The following is a 17584-nucleotide window of genomic DNA, read 5'->3' as shown; positions in this document are numbered from 1 at the left end:
GGTGCGCCGCCTGGTCTGGCGGCCGGCCGAGCTGATCTCCGTCGTCGCCGAGACCGCGAGCGCGCGCACGCTGCGCTTCCGGGTGCCCGGCTGGCCGGGGCACCTGGCGGGCCAGCACGTGGACGTACGGCTGACCGCCGACGACGGCTACACGGCGCAGCGCAGCTACTCGGTGGCCAATCCGGCGGACGGCGACCTGGTCGAGCTGACCGTGGAGAGCGTGCCCGACGGCGAGGTCTCCCCCTACCTGACCGAGGTGATGGAGCCCGGCGACCGGCTGGAGCTGCGCGGACCCGTCGGCGGCTGGTTCGTCTGGCGGCCGGAGAACACGGCGCCGGTGCTGCTGGTCGGCGGCGGTTCCGGCATCGTGCCGCTGATGGCGATGATCCGAGCCCGGCGGCTGGCGGGCGGCCGGGTGCCGTTCCGGCTGCTGTACTCGCTGCGCGACCCCGGCCGCCGCTACTACGCCGAGGAGCTGCGCCGCCCCGACCCCGGGCTCGACGTCACCTACCTCTACACCCGTTCGGCGCCGGAGGGGGTGTCCCGCCCGGCCCGCCGCCTCATGCTGGAGGACCTGGCCGAGGGCGGCTGGCCGGCCTCGTTCGAGGCCGACTGCTACGTGTGCGGGCCGACGGGCTTCGTGGAGGCGGCGGCCGACCTGCTGCTGGCGCTCGGGCACGCCCCCGAACGCATCAGAACCGAACGTTTCGGTCCCACCGGAGGCTGACGATGACCGCAGAACACCTGGACGGCAACGCGCTCGCGGGCCCGCTGGGCGAGATCTTCGCCGTGGACGTGACCTCCGCGACGGGCCGCTGCGCCCACTGCGGCCTGGCGGGCCCCGTCGCCTCGCTGCTCGTCTACGGCCCGGAGCCCGGCTTCGTGGCCCGCTGCCCCGGCTGCGAGGAGGTCGTGCTGAGGGTGGTCCGCGGCCCCGGCGCGGCCTGGCTCGACCTGCGCGGCACGGTGTCCCTGCGGGTCAACCTGCCCGACTGAGGCCACGCGGGCACGCCCGACTGAGTACACTCAGGCACGTTCAACGGCCGAGATCAGTACGGCGTGGCTCTTGGCCAGGGGCGGCGGCCCTCGGCCCCGTCTCTGTGGGGAGTGACGTGAGCAGCGGGCTTGTCGACGCGCCTCCGTCCGGGCCGGACACGCCGCCACGGCGGCGCCGCCCGTGGCTGCGCTGGGTGATCGCGGTCACGGTGACCGTCGTCCTCCTGATCGCCGGCGCTGCCGTCGGCGTCTACGCGCGGCTGACGGGAAACCTCAAGCAGCAGGACGTCACCGCCGACGACCTCGGCGCCACCCGTCCGCCCAAGGTGGCCGGCACGGCGATGAACATCCTGGTCGTCGGCTCCGACCAGCGTGACGGCAAGAACGCCAAGTACGGCAGGGTCGCGGGCGAGCGCACCGACACGATCATGCTGATGCACGTGTCGTCCAGGCGCGACAACGCGATGGTGATCAGCTTCCCGCGCGACTCGGTCGTCCAGTTGCCCGCCTGCCGCGCCACGCGCGGCCTGCCCGGCCAGCAGGCCCACGTCGGCATGATCAACGAGTCGTTCAACTCGGGTGGCATCGCCTGCACCTGGAAGACGATCGAGTCGCTCACCCACATCCGCATCGACCACTTCGTGAAGGTCGACTTCACCGGCTTCAAGGGCATCGTGAACGCGGTCGGCGGCGTCGAGGTCTGCCTGCCCGAGCCGGTCAACGACAAGAAGGCGCTGCTCCACCTGCCGGCCGGGCGGCAGACGCTCAACGGCGAGCAGGCGCTCGGCTACGTGCGCGCCCGCTACTCCCTCGGCGACGGCTCCGACATCGGGCGCATCCAGCGGCAGCAGATGTTCATCGCCTCGATGGTGAAGAAGGCGATGAGCGGCGAGACGCTCACCGACCCGGCCAAGCTGCTGGCCCTGCTCGACGCCGGGACCAAGGCCATCACCACCGACAGCGGCCTGACCACCGGCGTGATGAAGGACCTCGCGACCAGCCTCCAGGGCCTCGACATCAGCAAGATCCGCTTCATCACCACCCCGTGGCACTACTCCCTCACCCAGCCGGGCCGGGTGGAGTGGGAGCGGACGCAGTCCCACCGGCTGTTCCAGATCGTGGCGAAGGACCAGAGCGTGGACGGCGTCAAGGGCGGCCAGGCGAAGGTGGGCCGCTCGAAGATCCAGATCGAGCTGCGCAACGGCACCTGGCGCACCGGCCTGGCCACCGAGGTCGCGGCCTACCTGGAGCAGCGCGGCTACCACATCGCCAAGATCGGCGACACCGAGCGCAAGCCGCAGCCGAAGACCACGATCGTCTACGGCCCCAACGGCGAGACCCGCGTGCCCACGCTCACCAAGGACCTGCAGCGCGCCGCCCTGCGCCAGGTGCCCGGCGCCGCCACCAGCCGGCTGATCCTGGTGCTCGGGGACGACTGGAAGGGCCTCAAGCCGCTGCGTACGGACGACACCGAGGCCATCAAGGGCTTCGACGCCACCCACGACACCTGCGCCACCTGACCGCCGGACCCTGACCACCGGACCCTGACCACCGGACCCTGACCACCGGACCCTGACCACCGGACCCTGACCACCGGACCCTGACCACCGGACCCTGACCGCCGGGCCCGATCACTGGGCCCGATCACTGGGCCCGATCACTGGGCCCGATCACTGGGCCCGATCACTGGGCCCGATCACTGGGGCCCTGATCACCACGTCCGATCGGGAACCCCGATCACCGACCTCCTGATCAGCGGGCTTCTGACAGGCCGCCCGCGTCGATGGCGGTGAAGCCGGCGTCCTCGATGAGCGGCACCACGGCCTTCTTGGCCTCGTCGTCGTCACCCCAGTAGGGCATGTCGGCCCGTGCCCCGCCCCGCTGCCCCGCGAGGCCGAGGTCCAGCAGCTCGTTCGGGTACTTGGTGTTGAACGTGCGCACCACGCGTACGCCCGCCCCCAGAACATGCTGCTGGTACTGCGGACTGGTCAGCCCGCACGGGACGGCCACCATCACGGCCGCGCCGTCGCGCTCGCCGATCGGGTTGCTCGGATCGATGACGATCTTGCCCGCGAGCGCGGCGCCGAGCTCCGCCACCACCGTGGGGAACGCCTCCCAGCCGACCGCCAGGACGAGGACCTCGCCGAACGCCGCGGCCTCGGCCGGCGGCCCGCTCCTGGCCCGGCCGTCGGCGCTCCCGGCGGGCACCCTGACCGCGGCACCGGCGGCGGCTTCGGCAAGAGCGAGGTCGGCGTCACTGAAGAGCACGTCGTGGCCCGCCGCGGCGAGCAGGCGGCCGAGCCGCGAGCCCAGCCTTCCGGACCCCACGATTCCTACGCGCATGTCTCGATCTCCTCGTCCTCCGTGGGTGTGCCCATCCCCACGGACGACATTCCTCCCGACCGACACCTTTTGCCGCCCGATAGCCCGCAACCGACGGCCCTCAGACGCCGTCCCCGGACAGCAGCTCTCGAACGACAGCCGTCAGGCGACGAAGGCGCCCAGCGCGGCCAGGACGTCCACGACCTGCCGGGCGTCCGGCGTGGCCTCGGGGTCGAGCAGCCACTGCAACATCAGGCCGTCGGAAATCGCGATCACGACCGACACCAGCGCCGCCGGCTCGACCGGCAGCTCCGTCTCCAGGCGCTCGGCGGCCCTGCGCAGCATGTCGGTGCCGGCGACCCTGGCCCTGGCGTAGGCGTCGGCCAGCTTCGCCCGCAGCAAGGGCTCGCGCACCGCCGCCGGGAAGCTCTCGACGCAGAGCACGAGCTGCGGCCGCATCTCGCCGAACACGTCCACCAACTGCTCCAGCGCACGCTGGAGCAGATCTCTCGGCGTGCCCAGCTCGCTCCCGAACAACGATCGCTCGACGCGCGCCGTCCACTGCTCGAAGAACTCCGCGATGGCCTCGTTGAGCAGCGCCTCCTTGCCGCCGAAGTGGTAGCCGATGGAGGCCAGGTTGGTGCCGGACGCGGCGACCAGGTCTCGTGCGGTCGTGCGGGCATAGCCCTTGTCCTGGAGGCAGCTCACCGCTCCAGCCAGCAGTCGTTCGCGGTATCCACCGGCCTCTGTGCTCGCCACGCGATCCATGCTACAGAGATAATACAAGCGTCTATGACAGACGTACGTATACGACAAGGAGAGCGACGATGATCCCTCCAGGGCCGAGAGTGCCGTCGATCGTCCAGACCGCACGGTTCGCGACGGACACGGAGCGCATGTTCGAGAGCTGTCACCGCAGGTACGGGCCGATCTTCACGCTCCGCTACGCCGGCTTCCCGCCGGAGGTCTACGTGACCACCGCCGAACTGGCCGCCGAGGTCTACCGGACCGACCAGGGCGGCGGGCAGGCCGGCGCGGCCCGCAAGGACTTCCTGGAACACCTGGTGGGCGCCCACTCGGTGCTGACGCTGGACGGCGAGCCGTGGTGGCACCACCGCAAGACGCTGAACCCGCCGCTACGCGCCAAGCAGGTCGCCGGCTACCACGACGACATCGCCGCCATCGCGGCCGAGAAGATCGCGACGTGGCCGCTGGGCCGGCCGTTCGCGCTGCGCGAGCGCATGCAGGACATCACGCTGGAGATCATCATCCGGCTGATCTTCGGCATCAGGGACGCCGGGCGCACCGGCCGGCTACGGGAGTTGCTGCCCGGCCTGCTCGCGACGGGCGGCTCCATGCAGGTCGCCCTGCTGCCGGAGCGGCTGCGCCCGATGGCGGCGCGGGTGCGGTTCCTGCCCTACGCGCGGTTCCTGCGGCTGCGCGCCGAGGTGGACACGATCCTGTTCGGCGAGATCCGCCGGCGCCGGGAAGCCCCCGGGGGCACGGACGTGCTCGGGCGGCTGCTGGAGACCGAGCTGGACGACCAGGAGATCCGCGACGAGCTGATCACCATGCTCATCGCCGGCCACGAGACCACCGCGACCGGTCTGGCCTGGGCCTTCGAACGGTTCCTGCGCATGCCCGAGGTGCTTGAGCGGCTGCCGGACGACGAGCCCTATCTCGACGCGGCGGTCAAGGAGGTGCTGCGGGTCAGGCCAGTGGTCTACGAGGCGCCGAGGCTGCTCGACGCGCCGCTGCGGCTGGGCGGGTACGAGATCCCCGCCGGATGGTACGCCGGACCGTACATCCCGCTCGTGCACCGTGACCCCGCCGCCTTCTCCGAGCCAGAACGATTCCGTCCTGAGCGGTTCCTGGAGGGGCACCAGAGCAGAGCCTGGATGCCCTTCGGCGGCGGGCGGCGCTTCTGCGTAGGAGCGCAACTGGCGCTCCTGGAGATGCGCGTCATCATCCGCGAGGTGCTGCACCGCCTGGAGCTCACGGCGCCCGATCAGGCACCGGAGGCCAGGCGGCTGCAGAACGTCACCTTGGCACCCGCGAAGCAGACCCGCGTCACCGCCCGCGCTCGGACTCCTGCTCGGACGGCGTAGGCGGGTAGTGATCCTCGCGTCGCGTGTCCGTGCCCAACTCCTCGCGGAGCCGGTCGTAGTCGATGTTGTGGTTGGTGTACTTCAGCTGGCGAGCGACCTTCGTCTGCTTCGCCTTGGCTCTTCCTCGGCCCATGGCAACTCCCTAGTCCCCGCTGTCATGCTACCCGACAACATAGCGACTTGAAGAATTATGCAACTGAACTGGATTACGCTAACCATATGCACGTGGAGGTCTACCAGGCCAAGGCCGACTTCTTCCGAACGCTCGGCCACCCCGCTCGCATCCGAGTGTTGGAGCTACTCCAGGAAGGGCCACTCCCCGTCAGGGACCTGCTGGCCCAGATCGACATCGAGGCTTCGAGTCTCTCCCAGCAGCTCGCCGTTTTGCGACGGGCGGGCATCGTCAGCGCGATCCGCGAGGGCAGCACCGTGGTCTACACCCTGGCCACGCCCGAGCTGGCCGATCTGCTCGGCGCCGCCCGGCGCATACTGACCGAGATGCTGGCCGACCAAGGGGAACTGCTCGCGGAGCTGCGCGCCGAGGTCACCTAGCGAGCGCCCGCCGCCTCAGGTGCCCGGGGTACCACGCGGTGAAGACGGCGGGTGCGACGAACGAGAGCACCTTGATGGTGATCACCAGCGTGGTCGCGTGGAGCGAGACGGACAGGACGAGCGTCAGAGCGAGCGCGGCGACGGTGAAGGCGGCTGCCCAGACGCCACTGATGATCACGTTGGCCCGGTGGAAGGCGGGGGTGCGCCACACCTTCTCGGGCGTCGTGGCGCGGGCGATGCCCAGCGTGAACGGCCTGCGGATGGCCAGCGAGCCCCAGGCCGTGCCGGCCAGCCAGACGTCGACGAGCGCGGGCCCGTACGGCGTGAGCGGCGAGCCGGGATCGAGCAGGGACAGCGCGGTGAGCAGGGCGAAGAACACCACCGCGCTGGTCTCGATCACCATCATGTCCCACGACCTGCCCGACCTGCGGTCCACGGCCACGAGCACCAGGGCGACGACGAGGCCCGTGATCGCGCCCCAGCGCCACTCGTCGCCGGTCGCGACGAAGCCGTAGACGATCCAGGGCAGAAAACCGAGCAGGCCGCGCATCAGGCATCCTCCGACATTCCTAGACAGACATGTCGAAGGTAGAATTTCCTCTGGAGACATGTCAACATAGGAATATGAGTCTTCGACATGCCGTGCTCGGCCTGCTGTCAGAGGGGCCGGCGAGCGGCTACGACCTGCTGAAACTGTTCGACGTCTCGCTCGCCAACGTGTGGCCCGCCACGCAGAGCCAGCTCTACACCGAGCTCGGCAAGCTGGCCGAGGCGGGGCTCGTGGACGTGACGGCGCAGGGCCCGCGCGGCCGCAAGGAATACACGATCACCGAGGCGGGCCTGGCCGAGCTGCGTCACTGGATCACCGACGTCGAGCCCACCCGGGTCGTGCGCAGCGACATGCTGCTGCGCGTGTTCTTCCTGGCCCAGGTCTCGCCCGAGCAGGCCAGGAGCTACCTGCGCCGCCAGGCCGAGCTGGCCGCCAAGCAGCTGGAGCACCTCGCGAGCATCCGCGCGTTCGTCGAGAGCGGCGAGGACAACCTGTCGGTGTACGGCCGGCTCGCCCTCGAATACGGCCGGCGCCTGGCCGAGAGCCAGGGCGAGTGGGCCGAGTGGGCGGAAGGGCGAATCCGTTAGGCTTCCGGCCATGGTCTCCGAACTGTTCGATCCCAAGGCGTGGCAGGCGGTCGAGGGATTCGACTTCACCGACATCACCTACCACCGTGCGGTCGACCAGGGCACCGTGCGCATCGCCTTCGACCGGCCCGAGGTCCGCAACGCCTTCAGGCCGCAGACGGTCGACGAGCTCTACCGCGCGTTCGACCATGCCCGGCAGAGCACCGACGTCGGCTGCGTGCTGCTGACCGGCAACGGCCCCTCGCCCAAGGACGGCGGGTGGGCCTTCTGCTCCGGCGGCGACCAGCGCATCAGGGGTAAAGACGGCTACCAGTACGCCGACGGCACCCCGTCCACCGGCCGGCTGCACATCCTGGAGGTGCAGCGGCTGATCCGCTTCATGCCGAAGGTCGTGATCTGCGTGGTGCCCGGCTGGGCCGCGGGCGGCGGCCACAGCCTGCACGTGGTGGCCGATCTCACTCTGGCCAGCGCCGAGCACGCCCGCTTCAAGCAGACCGACGCCGACGTGGCCAGCTTCGACGGCGGGTTCGGCTCGGCCTACCTGGCCCGGCAGGTGGGCCAGAAGTTCGCCCGCGAGATCTTCTTCCTCGGCGACACCTACAGCGCGGCCGACGCCCACCGCATGGGCATGGTCAACGCCGTGGTGCCGCACGAGGAGCTGGAGGCGACGGCCCTGGAGTGGGCCCGCAAGATCAACGGCAAGTCGCCGACCGCGCAGCGGATGCTCAAGTTCGCCTTCAACGCCGTGGACGACGGGCTGGTGGGGCAGCAGGTGTTCGCCGGTGAGGCGACGCGGCTGGCGTACATGACGGCCGAGGCGGCCGAAGGCCGTGACTCGTTCCTGGAGAAGCGCGAGCCCGACTGGTCGCCCTTCCCCTGGCATTTCTGAGCCCGTGCCCCTTGAGGTCCCCGGCGCGCTGGCCGCCGCGCACCTGAAGTACGGCGGTGAGGCCGGCGCCGCGTGGACGGCCGCGCTGCCGGCCCTGGCCGGGCGCTATCTCGACGAATGGGACCTGAGCCCGGACGGCGCGCCCCGGCACGGGATCATGGCGCTGGTCCAGCCCGTGGTGCGCGCCGACGGCACGAAGGCCGCGCTCAAGCTGCAGCCCGTCACCCCCGAGACCGTCCACGAGGGCCTGGCCCTGCGCACGTGGGCGGGCGACGGCGCGGTGCGGCTGCTCGACGCCGACCCCGAGACCGGCACGATGCTGCTCGAACGGCTCGACGGCAGCCGTTCCCTGGCCGCCGTGCCCGACGTCATGCAGGCCCTGGACGTCCTGTCCGGGCTGCTGCGCCGGCTGGTGGCCCGTCCCGCGCCCGAGGGCCTTCGTCGGCTGGACGACATCGCGCGGGCGATGCTGGAACGTGCGGAGAAGGCCGCCGTGCGGCCGATGCCCGAGGAGGAGCGCTACTGGGTCGGGCTGTGCGCCTCGGCGGTCACCGACCTGCTCTCCGACCCCGGGGAAGGCGCCGGGGAAGGCGCCGGGGAAGACACCAGGGACGGCGACCGGCTGCTGCACTGGGACCTGCACTACGACAACGTGCTGGCCGGCGAGCGGGAGCCGTGGCTGGCCATCGATCCCAAGCCGCTGGCCGGCGACCCGGCGTTCGAGCTGCTGCCCGCCCTGCACAACCGCTGGGACGAGGCGCTCGCGACCGGCGACGCGCCGCGCGAGGTGCTGCGGCGCTTCGACTTCATGGTGGACGCGCTCGGCCTCGACCGGCGGCGGGCCGCCGGATGGACGCTCGGCAGGGTGCTGCAGAACCTGCTGTGGCGCCTGGAGGACGGCCACGGGCCGGACGGCGTCCAGGAGCAGGTGGCGCTGGCCATGCGCGCTAGATGGTGAGCACGATCTTCCCCTGGCCGTGGCCGGTCTCGACCTCGCGGTGCGCGTCCGCGGCCTCCTCCAGCCGGTACGCCCTCCGTACCGGGAACGTGAACTCCCCCTCCGCGCACAGCCGGGCGTAACGCCCGAGCCGCTCGGCCGTGCGGTCGCCCCTGACGAGCCTGACGCCCAGCCCGGCCGCCTTGTCGTGCTCGACCAGGGTCACGATGCGCCCGCGGTCGGCGACCAGGTCGAGCGAGACCTCCAGCGCGTGCCCGCCGGCCCCGTCGAGTACCGCGTCGATCCCGCCGGGCGCGAGCGCGCGCACCCGGCCGGCCAGGCCCTCCCCGTACACGACGGGTACGGCCCCGAGCGCGCGCAGGTACTCGTGGTTGACCTCGCGCGCGGTGCCGATGACGGTGGCCCCGCGCCTCCTCGCGATCTGCACGGCCGCCGTGCCCACGGCGCCGGCCGCGCCGTGCACGAGCAGCGTCTCGCCCTCCGCCAGCCCCAGCCCGTCAATGGCCAGCTCGGCCGTCTGCACGCCGGCGGTCAGCCCGCCGGCCACCTCCCACGGCACGGCCCGCGGCTTGGGCGTCACGTTGGCCGCCGGCACGACGACGTACTCGGCGTAGGCGTTGAGTGCGGTGAACCCGAGCACGTCGCCGCCCGCCGCCACCCCGGTCACGCCCTCGCCGACCTGGTCCACCACGCCGGCGAACTCGTTGCCGGGAATGCGCGGATAGCCGGGGTCCTCGATGTACGGCGGCAGCCAGCCCTGGCGTACGGCCGTGTCGAAGGGCTGCACGCCGGCCGCCCGCACGCGCACCCGCACCTGGCCTGGACCCGCCTGCGGGGCGGGCAGTTCCATCACCTTCAGCACCTCGGGGCCGCCCGGCTCGGTGAACGCCGCCGCCCGCATCAGTTCGCTCATGCCAGCGAGCCTGCATGCTCAACCACGGTTGAGGTCAAGTGCCTTAACCGTTTCGGGAACTTTCTTCTTTAGTTGCGCTTTATCTAGATATAGTCCGACAGGACGTACACAGGGGGATCAGGTATACCGAGGCGGGATGACCGACTTCTTCACCATCGCACTGAGCTTTCCGACTGTCATTTTCAGCTTTCTTCTCGTGGTCGTCGCCGCTTACTGGCTGACCGTCATCACCGGCCTGTTCGAGCTGGAGGACGACGCCACGTGGCTGGGACTCGGGGGAGTTCCCGCCGGGATCACGCTGTCGCTGCTCATCGCGTTCGCCTGGCTGCTCTGCCTGATCGGCAGCGTGGTGGTGGCGAGCGGTGGCCTGCTGATCGCCGTCCCCTTCGCCGCCGCGGCGGGCGCCTGGTTCGCCGTCCGCGGCCTCGTGGTGCCGTTACGCAGGCTGTTCCCCGAAGGGGACCGGCACTCGCGCGGCGACTTCGTCGGCCAGATGTGCGTGATCCGCACGGGCACGGCCACCCCGGACTTCGGCCAGGCCGAGGTCACCGCCGCCGACGGCTCGTCCGCGATCGTGCAAGTCCGCACGACCGGTCAGGACCGCCTCGCCCGCGGCCAGAACGCACTCATCTTCGACTACGACAAAGACGGCGAATTCTTCTGGGTCATGCCGTACGAAAGTGAGCATTGATGGACGTCATCTCCACCGGGTTCGGCGTATTCCTCGCCGTCATCCTGATCATCGTGATCGGTCTCCTCCTCGTCGTCGGGCGATTGTTCCGTAAGGTCGAGCAGGGCAAGGCGCTGATCGTCTCGAAGGTCAACAAGGTCGACGTCACGTTCACCGGCGCCGTGGTCCTGCCCGTGGTGCACAAGGCCGAGATCATGGACATCTCGGTCAAGACCATCGAGATCGAACGGACCGGCCGCGACGGCCTGATCTGCCGGGACAACATCAGGGCCGACATCAAGATCACGTTCTTCGTCCGCGTGAACAAGACCGCCGAGGACGTCATCAAGGTCGCCCAGGCCATCGGCACCGCCCGCGCCAGCGACGAGACGACGCTGCAGGAGCTGTTCAACGCCAAGTTCTCCGAGGCGCTCAAGACCGCGGGCAAGCACCTCGACTTCGTCGATCTCTACACCAAGCGCGACGAGTTCCGCGACGAGATCGTCCGAATCATCGGCACCGACCTCAACGGCTACAGCCTTGAGGACGCCGCCATCGACTACCTGGAGCAGACCGCGCTCAGCCAGCTCGACAAGAGCAACATCCTCGACGCGCAGGGCATCCGCAAGATCACCGAGCTGACGGCGATCGAGCACGTGCGGACGAACGAGTTCCAGCGCAACGAGGAGAAGGAGATCACCCGCCAGAACGTGGACGCCCGCGAGGCGATCCTGGAGCTGGAGCGCCGCCAGGCCGACGCCGAGCTCAAGCAGCGGCGGGAGATCGAGACCGTCAAGGCCCGCGAGGAGGCCGAGATCGCCCGCGTCCAGGCTGAGGAGCGGCTGCGCGCCCAGGCCGCGCACATGAAGACCGACGAGCAGCTCGGCGTGCAGAACGAGAACCGGGCCCGCGAGATCGCCGTCGCCGAGAAGAACCGCGAGCGCGTGATCGCCATCGAGTCCGAGCGCATCGAGAAGGACCGCCTGCTGGAGGTCATCTCCCGCGAGCGGGAGACCGAGCTGTCGCGCATCGCCAAGGACAAGGAGGTCGAGTCCGAGAAGCGCTCGATCGCCGAGGTCATCCGCGAGCGCATCGCGGTCGACAAGACCGTGGCCGAGCAGGAGGAGTCCATCAAGCGGCTGCGCGTGGTCGAGGAGGCCGAGCGCACCCGCCAGCAGGTGATCATCGCCGCCGAGGCCGAGGCCCAGGAGAACCTGGTCAAGGACATCAAGGCGGCCGAGGCCGCGGAGGCCGCCTCCAAGTTCAAGGCCCGCGAGGAGCTGGTGCTGGCCGAGGCCAGGCAGCAGGCCGCCGAGCTGGACGCCAGGGCCAAGATCCGGCTCGCCGAGGGCATCCAGGCCGAGACGGCCGCCGGCGGGCTGGCGCAGGTCCAGGTCAGGGAGCGCGACGCCGAGGCCATCGAGAAGGTCGGCCGCGCCGAGGCCGTGGCGCTGAAGGAGAAGCTCGCCGCCGAGGCCGACGGCGCGAGGGCCATGGCACTGGTCGAGGGCGACCGGCTCAAGGCGCAGGCCGAGGGCGAGCAGGCCATGGCGCTGGCCGGGGCCGCCGCGGTGGGCGAGAAGCTCAAGGCCGAGGCCGAGGGTCTCACCGAGAAGGCGGCCGCGCTGGCGGCGCTGGACGAGGCCAGCAGGGCCCACGAGGAGTACCGCCTGCGGCTGGAGGCCGACAAGGAGATCCGGCTCAAGCACATCGACGTCAGCCGCCAGGTGGCCGAGTCGCAGGCCAGCGTGCTGGCCGCCGGGCTGGCCAAGGCCAACATCGACATCGTCGGCGGCGACACCATGTTCTTCGATAGGGTCGTCGGCTCGATCACCGCGGGCAAGGTGGTGGACGGCTTCATCGGCCACTCGGAGATCGCGGGCGCCGTCGCCGCCCCGTACGTCAACGGCACCGCCAGCCTGGCCGGCGACCTGGCGAGCGTCATCAGCGGCGTGAGCACCGCCGACCTGAAGAACCTGACCGTGTCCGCCCTGCTCATGCGGCTCATCCAGGACGGCGGCCCGCAGTCGTCGGCCCTCGGTGAGCTGCTGGAGACCGCCCGCAGGCTCGGCGTCGCGGACTCGCCGGTGGCGGCGCTGGCCGGGGCCAAATGAGCACGATCGAAGCGGGGCTGGAGGCGGGGACGTACGAGGTTCTCAGGAACCGCCTCCAGGCCCAGGCCAAGGCCCTCGCGGCGGCGGCCGAGGGGGTCAACCAGGAGCGGCTGCGCGTCTTCGGCGGCGCCGAGCTGCGCCTGCTGGGGACCGAGCGGATCCGGACCGAGAACAACTGCGTCCCCAGGGACATCGTCTCTCTGGGCGACGTGATGCTGTTCGGCTACAACGTCTTCATCGGGCTCAAGCCGGAGACGACCGTGGCCGACGTGTTCGCGGTGCACCGCTTCTCCAGGGACGGCGACGCCTTCAGGTTCGACGCGGACAAGCTGGAGACGCTGGCCGACCCGGCGTTCAAGAAGGACTTCGCCGAGCTGTACCGGTACTACAAGGAGACCAGGCTGCAGCAGCTGCGGCGGGTGGACGGCAAGCTGCTGGCCGTCTTCCGTACGGGGCCCGCCGACATTCGGGTGCTGCGCTGGACGGTCAGCAACGGCGGAGTCCCGAAATATGTGGACAACAGGGGTGAGCGCGATCACGTGTTCCCCCCGTCCCACGACTTCGAATGGACGGTCACCACCCGCGACGACCACGTGCTCGGCCGCCATCCGCACGTCTCCATCGAGGGCGAGGTGTTCGTCGAGACCCTCGGCGGCGACCTGACCATCAAGGTCGAGAACAACACCGAGACCGGGGCCGGCATCTACGCCGAGCCGGTGGCCGAGCCGCTGCAGAGCCTGGCCGACGCCGGCATCGACTACGCCCGCGTCGGGCCGCTCATCCTCATGCGGATCAAGCCGTACAAGGAGGAGGACTGGCGCCACCTGGTCTTCAACACCCGCACCAAGGCCGTGGTGCGGCTCGACGGCGTCGGCCAGGCCTGCCAGCGGCTGCCCGAGGACCAGGGGCTCATCTTCCCCGGCGGCTACTACCTGGCCACGGGGGTCAGCAAGACGTTCGACACCGACGTCAGCGACCTGGAGTTCGAGCGGGTGGTGCGCTCGCCCAACGGCGAGGACGTCCTGTACGTCTTCCACGCGCGGGGTGACGGGCGTTCGCTGCTGCTGCCGTACAACGTGATCAGGAAGGAGGTGGCCACCCCCATCGTCTGCCACGGCTACTCGCTGTTCGACGACGGCACGATGGTGGTCTTCCGCGCCACCTCCGAGGAGCCCACCCGGGTGCATCCGATGCAGGTGTGGCAGACGCCGTACGTGTCGGACACCTACGCCGCCGCCCAGCCGGCCGGGACCGGGCCGCTGGAGCGCATCGGCAACGCCGAGCTCGTCCGCGGCATTTCCGACTGCCTGTCCGTGTCGCGGATGGTCGAGGAGATGGCGCCGTCGGCCGGCACGTTCGAGGGCCTGATCGCCGCCTGCACCCGTACCTTCGACTCCTACCACTGGCTCGGCGAGCACGGCCTGCTCGGCCCGCTCACCGACGTACGCGCCACCGCCGAACAGGTCCTCGACGAATACGAGAACGTCGAGCAGCTCACCCGCCACGCCGCGCAGACCCTGGCCACGGCCACGGAGGAGACCACCCAGCTGGTCCGCCGCGCCAGGGCCGACACCCCCGTCACCGCCGACGCCTGGGTCACCCTGCTGGCCACGCTGCGCCGCGCCCAGGGCCGCCTGGTGACGCTGCGCGAGGTCCGCTACATCGACCTGGCCGCCATGGACAGGCTGTCGGCCTCCGTGGCGGAGGAGCTGGACTCGGCCGGCCGGCGCGCCGTGGACTTCCTGTCGGGTCAGGACGCCTTCACCGCCTACCACGCCGCCGTCGAGACCCTGGCCGCCGACGCCGCCGCCATCGCCACGGTGGCCGAGGCCGCGCCCGTGGCCGACCGGCTGGAGGAGCAGAGCGAGGGCCTGGAGGTGGTCACGGAGGTCGTCGGGTCGCTCGACATCGCCGACGCCACCGTGCGCACCTCGATCCTGGGCCGCATCGCCGAAGTGCTCAGCGGCGTGAACCGGGCCAGGGCCGTGCTCGACGGACGCCGGCGCGACCTGCTCGGCGCGGAGGGCCGCGCCGCGTTCGCCGCCGAGTTCGCCCTGCTCGGGCAGGCCATCACCGGCGCGCTGGCGATGGCGGACACGCCGGACAAGTGCGACGAGCAGCTCGGCCGGCTGATGCTCCAGGTCGAGAACCTGGAGTCCCGCTTCGGCGAGTCCGACGACTTCGCCGCGCAACTGGCCGCCAAGCGGGAGGACGTCTACGAGGCGTTCTCGGCCCGCAAGCAGACCCAGCTCGACGACCTGGCCCGGCGCGCCGACCGCCTCTTCGCCTCCGCCGAGCGCGTCCTCGGCAGCATCACCAGGCGGCTGGCCTCGCTGTCGTCGCCTGACGAGGTCAACACCTACTTCGCGACCGACCCGATGGTGGCCAAGGTCCGCTCGGCGGCCGGGGAACTGCGCGCGCTCGGGGACGCCGTACGGGCCGAGGAGCTGGACGGGCGGGTCAAGTCGGCCCAGCAGGAGGCGGGACGCGCGCTGCGCGACCGGCTCGACCTGTTCTCCGACGGGGGCGAGACGCTGCGGCTGGGCCGCCACCGCTTCGCCGTCAACACCCAGCCGATCGATCTGACGCTGGTGCCGCACGACGGGTCCATGTACTTCGCGATCACCGGCACCGACTACCGCGCGCCCGTGCCCGCCTCGTTCGCCGACACGCGGCCCTTCTGGGACCAGTTGCTGGTCTCGGAGACGCCGGAGGTCTATCGAGGGGAGTACCTGGCCGCCTCGCTCCTCGACTCGGCCACCCCCGCGGACGAGCTCGGCGAACTGGTGCGGCGGGCGGCCGAGACGCGGTACGACGAGGGATACGAGCGCGGGGTGCACGACCACGACGCGGCGGCCGTGCTCGGTGCGCTGGTGCGGTTGCGGGAGGGGGCCGGGCTGCTGCGGTATCCGGCCGAGGTCCGGGCGGCGGCTCAGTTGTTCTGGGCGTTCGGGGTGGACGAGGTTTCACGTAAAACATTCACCACCCGGGCCGTGTCGCTGGTGCGGGCGCGGACGGTGTTCGGACTGTCGCCGGCGCTGAGCGACCTGGGGCACGAGCTCGGCGACCTGATCGCCGCCTTCCTCTCCGAGAACGGGGGCGCGGGCGTCGGCTCGGGTCCGGGCGCCGACTCGGGTGCGGACTCGGGCGGCGGCGCGGGCGTCGGTGCGGGTGCGGGTGCGGGTGCGGGCGGCGGCGCGGGTTCTCCCGCGGACGCCGGGGTGGCTCGGGTCGCCGGTGAGTACCTGGTCGAGGAGCTGGGCTCCACGCCGACCGGCTTCATCACCGCCAAACAGGCCCGCGACCTGCTCGACGGCTTCCGGCAGACGCTCGGCCCGGCCAGGACGCGTGAGTTCGAGGACGACCTCAAGGCCCTGCCCCTGCCGGAACGCCTCCAGCTCGCCCGCGCCTGGCTGACCGCCTACCACCAGGGTCCCGAGGTCGCGGAGACCATCGCCGTCCTGCTGTGCGACCTGCCCCGCCACGACTCCAGCGCCGCGACCACGGCGACGGTGGACGGCCTGCTCGGTGCCAACCCTCGCATCAAGGACCGCAAGCTGGAGATCCGCCTGGACGAGATCCTCACCAGGACGCGCACGTTCGCCCGGGAACGCGTCCCCGCCTACCGCGCCTACCAGCGCCGCAGGAGCGAGCTGATCGAGTCCGAACGCCGCCGCCTGCGCCTGGACGAGTACCGGCCCAAGGTCATGAGCGCGTTCGTCCGCAACCGCCTGCTGGACGAGGTGTACCTGCCGCTGATCGGCGACAACCTGGCCAAGCAGCTCGGCGCGGCCGGCGCCGGCAAGCGTACCGACCAGATGGGCCTGCTCCTGCTCATCTCCCCGCCCGGCTACGGCAAGACCACCCTGATGGAGTACGTGGCCAGCCGCCTCGGCCTCGTCTTCGTCAAGGTGAACGGCCCCGCCCTGGGCCACGAGGTGACCTCGCTGGACCCGGCGGACGCCCCCGACGCGACGGCCAGGCAGGAGGTGGAGAAGATCTCGTTCGCGCTGGAGACGGGCAACAACACCCTGCTCTACCTGGACGACATCCAGCACACCTCGCCGGAGCTGCTGCAGAAGTTCATCTCCCTCTGTGACGCCCAGCGCCGCATCGAGGGCGTCTGGAACGGCCGCACCAGGACCTACGACCTGCGCGGCAAACGGTTCGCGGTGTGCATGGCGGGCAACCCGTACACCGAGTCGGGCAGGCGCTTCCGCATCCCCGACATGCTGGCCAACCGGGCCGACGTGTGGAACCTGGGCGACGTGCTCTCCGGCAAGGAGGAGCTGTTCGCGCTGAGCTACGTGGACAACGCCCTCACCTCCAACCCCGTGCTCGCTCCCCTGTCCGGGGGCGACCGGGCGGACGTGGAGCTGCTGGTACGCCTGGCCAAGGGCGACCCGACGGTCCGGCCCGACCAGCTCAAGCACCCGTACACGAAGCCGGAGCTGGACCAGATGCTCAGCGTGCTGGCCAAGCTCGTCCGGGTGCAGGAGGTGGTCCTGGCCAACAACCAGGCCTACATCGCCTCGGCCGCCCAGTCCGACGCCGCCCGTACGGAGCCGCCGTACCGGCTGCAGGGCTCGTACCGGAACATGAACAAGCTGGCCGAGCGGATCGTCCCCGCCATGAACGACGCCGAACTGGAGGCGGTGATCGACGACCACTACCTCGGGGAGGCGCAGACGCTCACCAGCGACGCGGAGGCGAACCTGCTCAAGCTGGCCGAGCTGCGCGGCCGGCTGACCCCGGCCCAGGCGCAACGCTGGGCGGAGGTCAAGGCCGCCTACCTCAAGGCGCGGGCGCTGGGAGGGGCGGAGGACGACCCGATGGTGCGCGCGGTGGGCGCGCTCGGCCTGCTGGCCGACCGGGTGAGCGAGGTCGGCACCGCCATCAAGGACTCGGCCGGCTGAGACGCCACC

Annotated in this window: 16 protein-coding genes; 11 read left to right on the top strand and 5 right to left on the bottom strand. The window is 70.9% G+C overall.

Features of this window, described 5'->3' with window-relative positions; translation table 11 throughout:
* The first annotated feature begins 1 nt into the window (after window position 1).
* The 3 genes from AB0C27_RS08975 (at window position 2) to AB0C27_RS08965 (ending at window position 2516) form a co-directional block, all read left to right on the top strand.
* Window positions 2-727 carry a ferredoxin reductase gene (locus AB0C27_RS08975; protein ID WP_357840009.1) on the top strand — a complete coding sequence of 242 codons (726 nt, stop codon included), beginning with the start codon at window positions 2-4 and terminating at the stop codon, window positions 725-727.
* Between the two features lie 2 nt (window positions 728-729).
* On the top strand, window positions 730-996 hold the full coding sequence (locus AB0C27_RS08970) for a DUF6510 family protein (RefSeq protein ID WP_346101594.1): 267 nt from the start codon (window positions 730-732) through the stop codon (window positions 994-996).
* A gap of 116 nt (window positions 997-1112) precedes the next feature.
* Entirely contained in the window at window positions 1113-2516 is a 1404-nt protein-coding gene (locus AB0C27_RS08965; RefSeq protein ID WP_357840006.1) for an LCP family protein, read from the top strand.
* A gap of 232 nt (window positions 2517-2748) precedes the next feature.
* Here AB0C27_RS08965 and AB0C27_RS08960 read toward each other — a convergent pair whose 3' ends face one another.
* Window positions 2749-3339: an NAD(P)-binding domain-containing protein gene (locus AB0C27_RS08960; RefSeq protein ID WP_357840003.1), complete on the bottom strand. Its 591-nt coding sequence runs from the start codon at window positions 3337-3339 to the stop codon at window positions 2749-2751.
* 141 nt (window positions 3340-3480) lie between these two features.
* Window positions 3481-4077, bottom strand: a complete 597-nt coding sequence (locus AB0C27_RS08955) for a TetR family transcriptional regulator (RefSeq protein WP_357840000.1) — start codon at window positions 4075-4077, stop codon at window positions 3481-3483.
* 68 nt (window positions 4078-4145) lie between these two features.
* On the opposite strand from AB0C27_RS08955, the gene AB0C27_RS08950 reads away from it, so the two are divergent.
* Window positions 4146-5426, top strand: coding sequence for a cytochrome P450 (locus AB0C27_RS08950; protein WP_357839998.1), 1281 nt, complete (start codon window positions 4146-4148; stop codon window positions 5424-5426).
* Here the strand turns inward: AB0C27_RS08950 and AB0C27_RS08945 are convergent.
* On the bottom strand, window positions 5389-5559 hold the full coding sequence (locus tag AB0C27_RS08945; protein WP_357839995.1) for a DUF3073 domain-containing protein: 171 nt from the start codon (window positions 5557-5559) through the stop codon (window positions 5389-5391). The two genes, AB0C27_RS08950 and AB0C27_RS08945, sit on opposite strands and share 38 nt — an antisense overlap.
* Before the next feature lie 86 nt (window positions 5560-5645).
* Here AB0C27_RS08945 and AB0C27_RS08940 point away from each other — a divergent pair, with 86 nt between their 5' ends.
* Window positions 5646-5978, top strand: a complete 333-nt coding sequence (locus tag AB0C27_RS08940) for a metalloregulator ArsR/SmtB family transcription factor (protein ID WP_106243058.1) — start codon at window positions 5646-5648, stop codon at window positions 5976-5978.
* On the opposite strand, the gene AB0C27_RS08935 is transcribed toward AB0C27_RS08940, so the two are convergent.
* Complete coding sequence (locus tag AB0C27_RS08935; RefSeq protein WP_357839991.1) at window positions 5971-6528, bottom strand: hypothetical protein; 558 nt, start codon at window positions 6526-6528, stop codon at window positions 5971-5973. The two genes, AB0C27_RS08940 and AB0C27_RS08935, sit on opposite strands and share 8 nt — an antisense overlap.
* Before the next feature lie 74 nt (window positions 6529-6602).
* On the opposite strand from AB0C27_RS08935, the gene AB0C27_RS08930 reads away from it, so the two are divergent.
* The 3 genes from AB0C27_RS08930 to AB0C27_RS08920 are packed head-to-tail and all read left to right on the top strand — an operon-like array spanning window position 6603 to window position 8962.
* Entirely contained in the window at window positions 6603-7115 is a 513-nt protein-coding gene (locus AB0C27_RS08930) for a PadR family transcriptional regulator (protein ID WP_357839989.1), read from the top strand.
* A 10-nt stretch (window positions 7116-7125) separates the two neighbouring features.
* Window positions 7126-8004, top strand: coding sequence for a 1,4-dihydroxy-2-naphthoyl-CoA synthase (locus AB0C27_RS08925; RefSeq protein ID WP_357839986.1), 879 nt, complete (start codon window positions 7126-7128; stop codon window positions 8002-8004).
* A gap of 4 nt (window positions 8005-8008) precedes the next feature.
* A complete protein-coding gene (locus AB0C27_RS08920; protein WP_357839983.1) occupies window positions 8009-8962 on the top strand; it encodes an aminoglycoside phosphotransferase family protein in 954 nt (317 codons plus the stop codon).
* Here the strand turns inward: AB0C27_RS08920 and AB0C27_RS08915 are convergent.
* Window positions 8952-9875: an NADP-dependent oxidoreductase gene (locus AB0C27_RS08915; RefSeq protein WP_357839980.1), complete on the bottom strand. Its 924-nt coding sequence runs from the start codon at window positions 9873-9875 to the stop codon at window positions 8952-8954. The two genes, AB0C27_RS08920 and AB0C27_RS08915, sit on opposite strands and share 11 nt — an antisense overlap.
* Window positions 9876-10071: 196 nt before the next feature.
* Here AB0C27_RS08915 and AB0C27_RS08910 point away from each other — a divergent pair, with 196 nt between their 5' ends.
* Genes AB0C27_RS08910 through AB0C27_RS08900 form a run of 3 tightly spaced genes read left to right on the top strand, consistent with a single transcriptional unit; the run spans window position 10072 to window position 17575 of the window.
* Window positions 10072-10566 carry a hypothetical protein gene (locus AB0C27_RS08910; RefSeq protein WP_357839977.1) on the top strand — a complete coding sequence of 165 codons (495 nt, stop codon included), beginning with the start codon at window positions 10072-10074 and terminating at the stop codon, window positions 10564-10566.
* Window positions 10566-12659: a flotillin family protein gene (locus tag AB0C27_RS08905; RefSeq protein ID WP_357839975.1), complete on the top strand. Its 2094-nt coding sequence runs from the start codon at window positions 10566-10568 to the stop codon at window positions 12657-12659. Before AB0C27_RS08910 ends, AB0C27_RS08905 begins: the two co-directional genes overlap by 1 nt.
* Window positions 12656-17575, top strand: a complete 4920-nt coding sequence (locus AB0C27_RS08900) for a DNA repair ATPase (RefSeq protein ID WP_357839972.1) — start codon at window positions 12656-12658, stop codon at window positions 17573-17575. The genes AB0C27_RS08905 and AB0C27_RS08900 overlap by 4 nt, the downstream gene beginning before the upstream one ends.
* The last annotated feature ends 9 nt before the right edge of the window (window positions 17576-17584 follow it).

This window comes from Nonomuraea sp. NPDC048882 (assembly GCF_040649755.1).
Classification (GTDB): Bacteria; Actinomycetota; Actinomycetes; order Streptosporangiales; family Streptosporangiaceae; genus Nonomuraea; species Nonomuraea maheshkhaliensis.
The sequence above is the reverse complement of the archived record's forward strand: the minus strand, read 5'-3'. Positions and strand labels throughout refer to the sequence as shown.

Coding starts and splice junctions, on each gene's coding strand:
- AB0C27_RS08930 (WP_357839989.1), top strand. CDS start 6,603: ATGAGTCTTCGACATGCCGTGCTCGGCCTGCTGTCAGAGGGGCCGGCG.
- AB0C27_RS08925 (WP_357839986.1), top strand. CDS start 7,126: ATGGTCTCCGAACTGTTCGATCCCAAGGCGTGGCAGGCGGTCGAGGGA.
- AB0C27_RS08940 (WP_106243058.1), top strand. CDS start 5,646: ATGCACGTGGAGGTCTACCAGGCCAAGGCCGACTTCTTCCGAACGCTC.
- AB0C27_RS08900 (WP_357839972.1), top strand. CDS start 12,656: ATGAGCACGATCGAAGCGGGGCTGGAGGCGGGGACGTACGAGGTTCTC.
- AB0C27_RS08960 (WP_357840003.1), bottom strand. CDS start 3,339: ATGCGCGTAGGAATCGTGGGGTCCGGAAGGCTGGGCTCGCGGCTCGGC.
- AB0C27_RS08950 (WP_357839998.1), top strand. CDS start 4,146: ATGATCCCTCCAGGGCCGAGAGTGCCGTCGATCGTCCAGACCGCACGG.
- AB0C27_RS08935 (WP_357839991.1), bottom strand. CDS start 6,528: ATGCGCGGCCTGCTCGGTTTTCTGCCCTGGATCGTCTACGGCTTCGTC.
- AB0C27_RS08970 (WP_346101594.1), top strand. CDS start 730: ATGACCGCAGAACACCTGGACGGCAACGCGCTCGCGGGCCCGCTGGGC.
- AB0C27_RS08915 (WP_357839980.1), bottom strand. CDS start 9,875: ATGAGCGAACTGATGCGGGCGGCGGCGTTCACCGAGCCGGGCGGCCCC.
- AB0C27_RS08945 (WP_357839995.1), bottom strand. CDS start 5,559: ATGGGCCGAGGAAGAGCCAAGGCGAAGCAGACGAAGGTCGCTCGCCAG.
- AB0C27_RS08905 (WP_357839975.1), top strand. CDS start 10,566: ATGGACGTCATCTCCACCGGGTTCGGCGTATTCCTCGCCGTCATCCTG.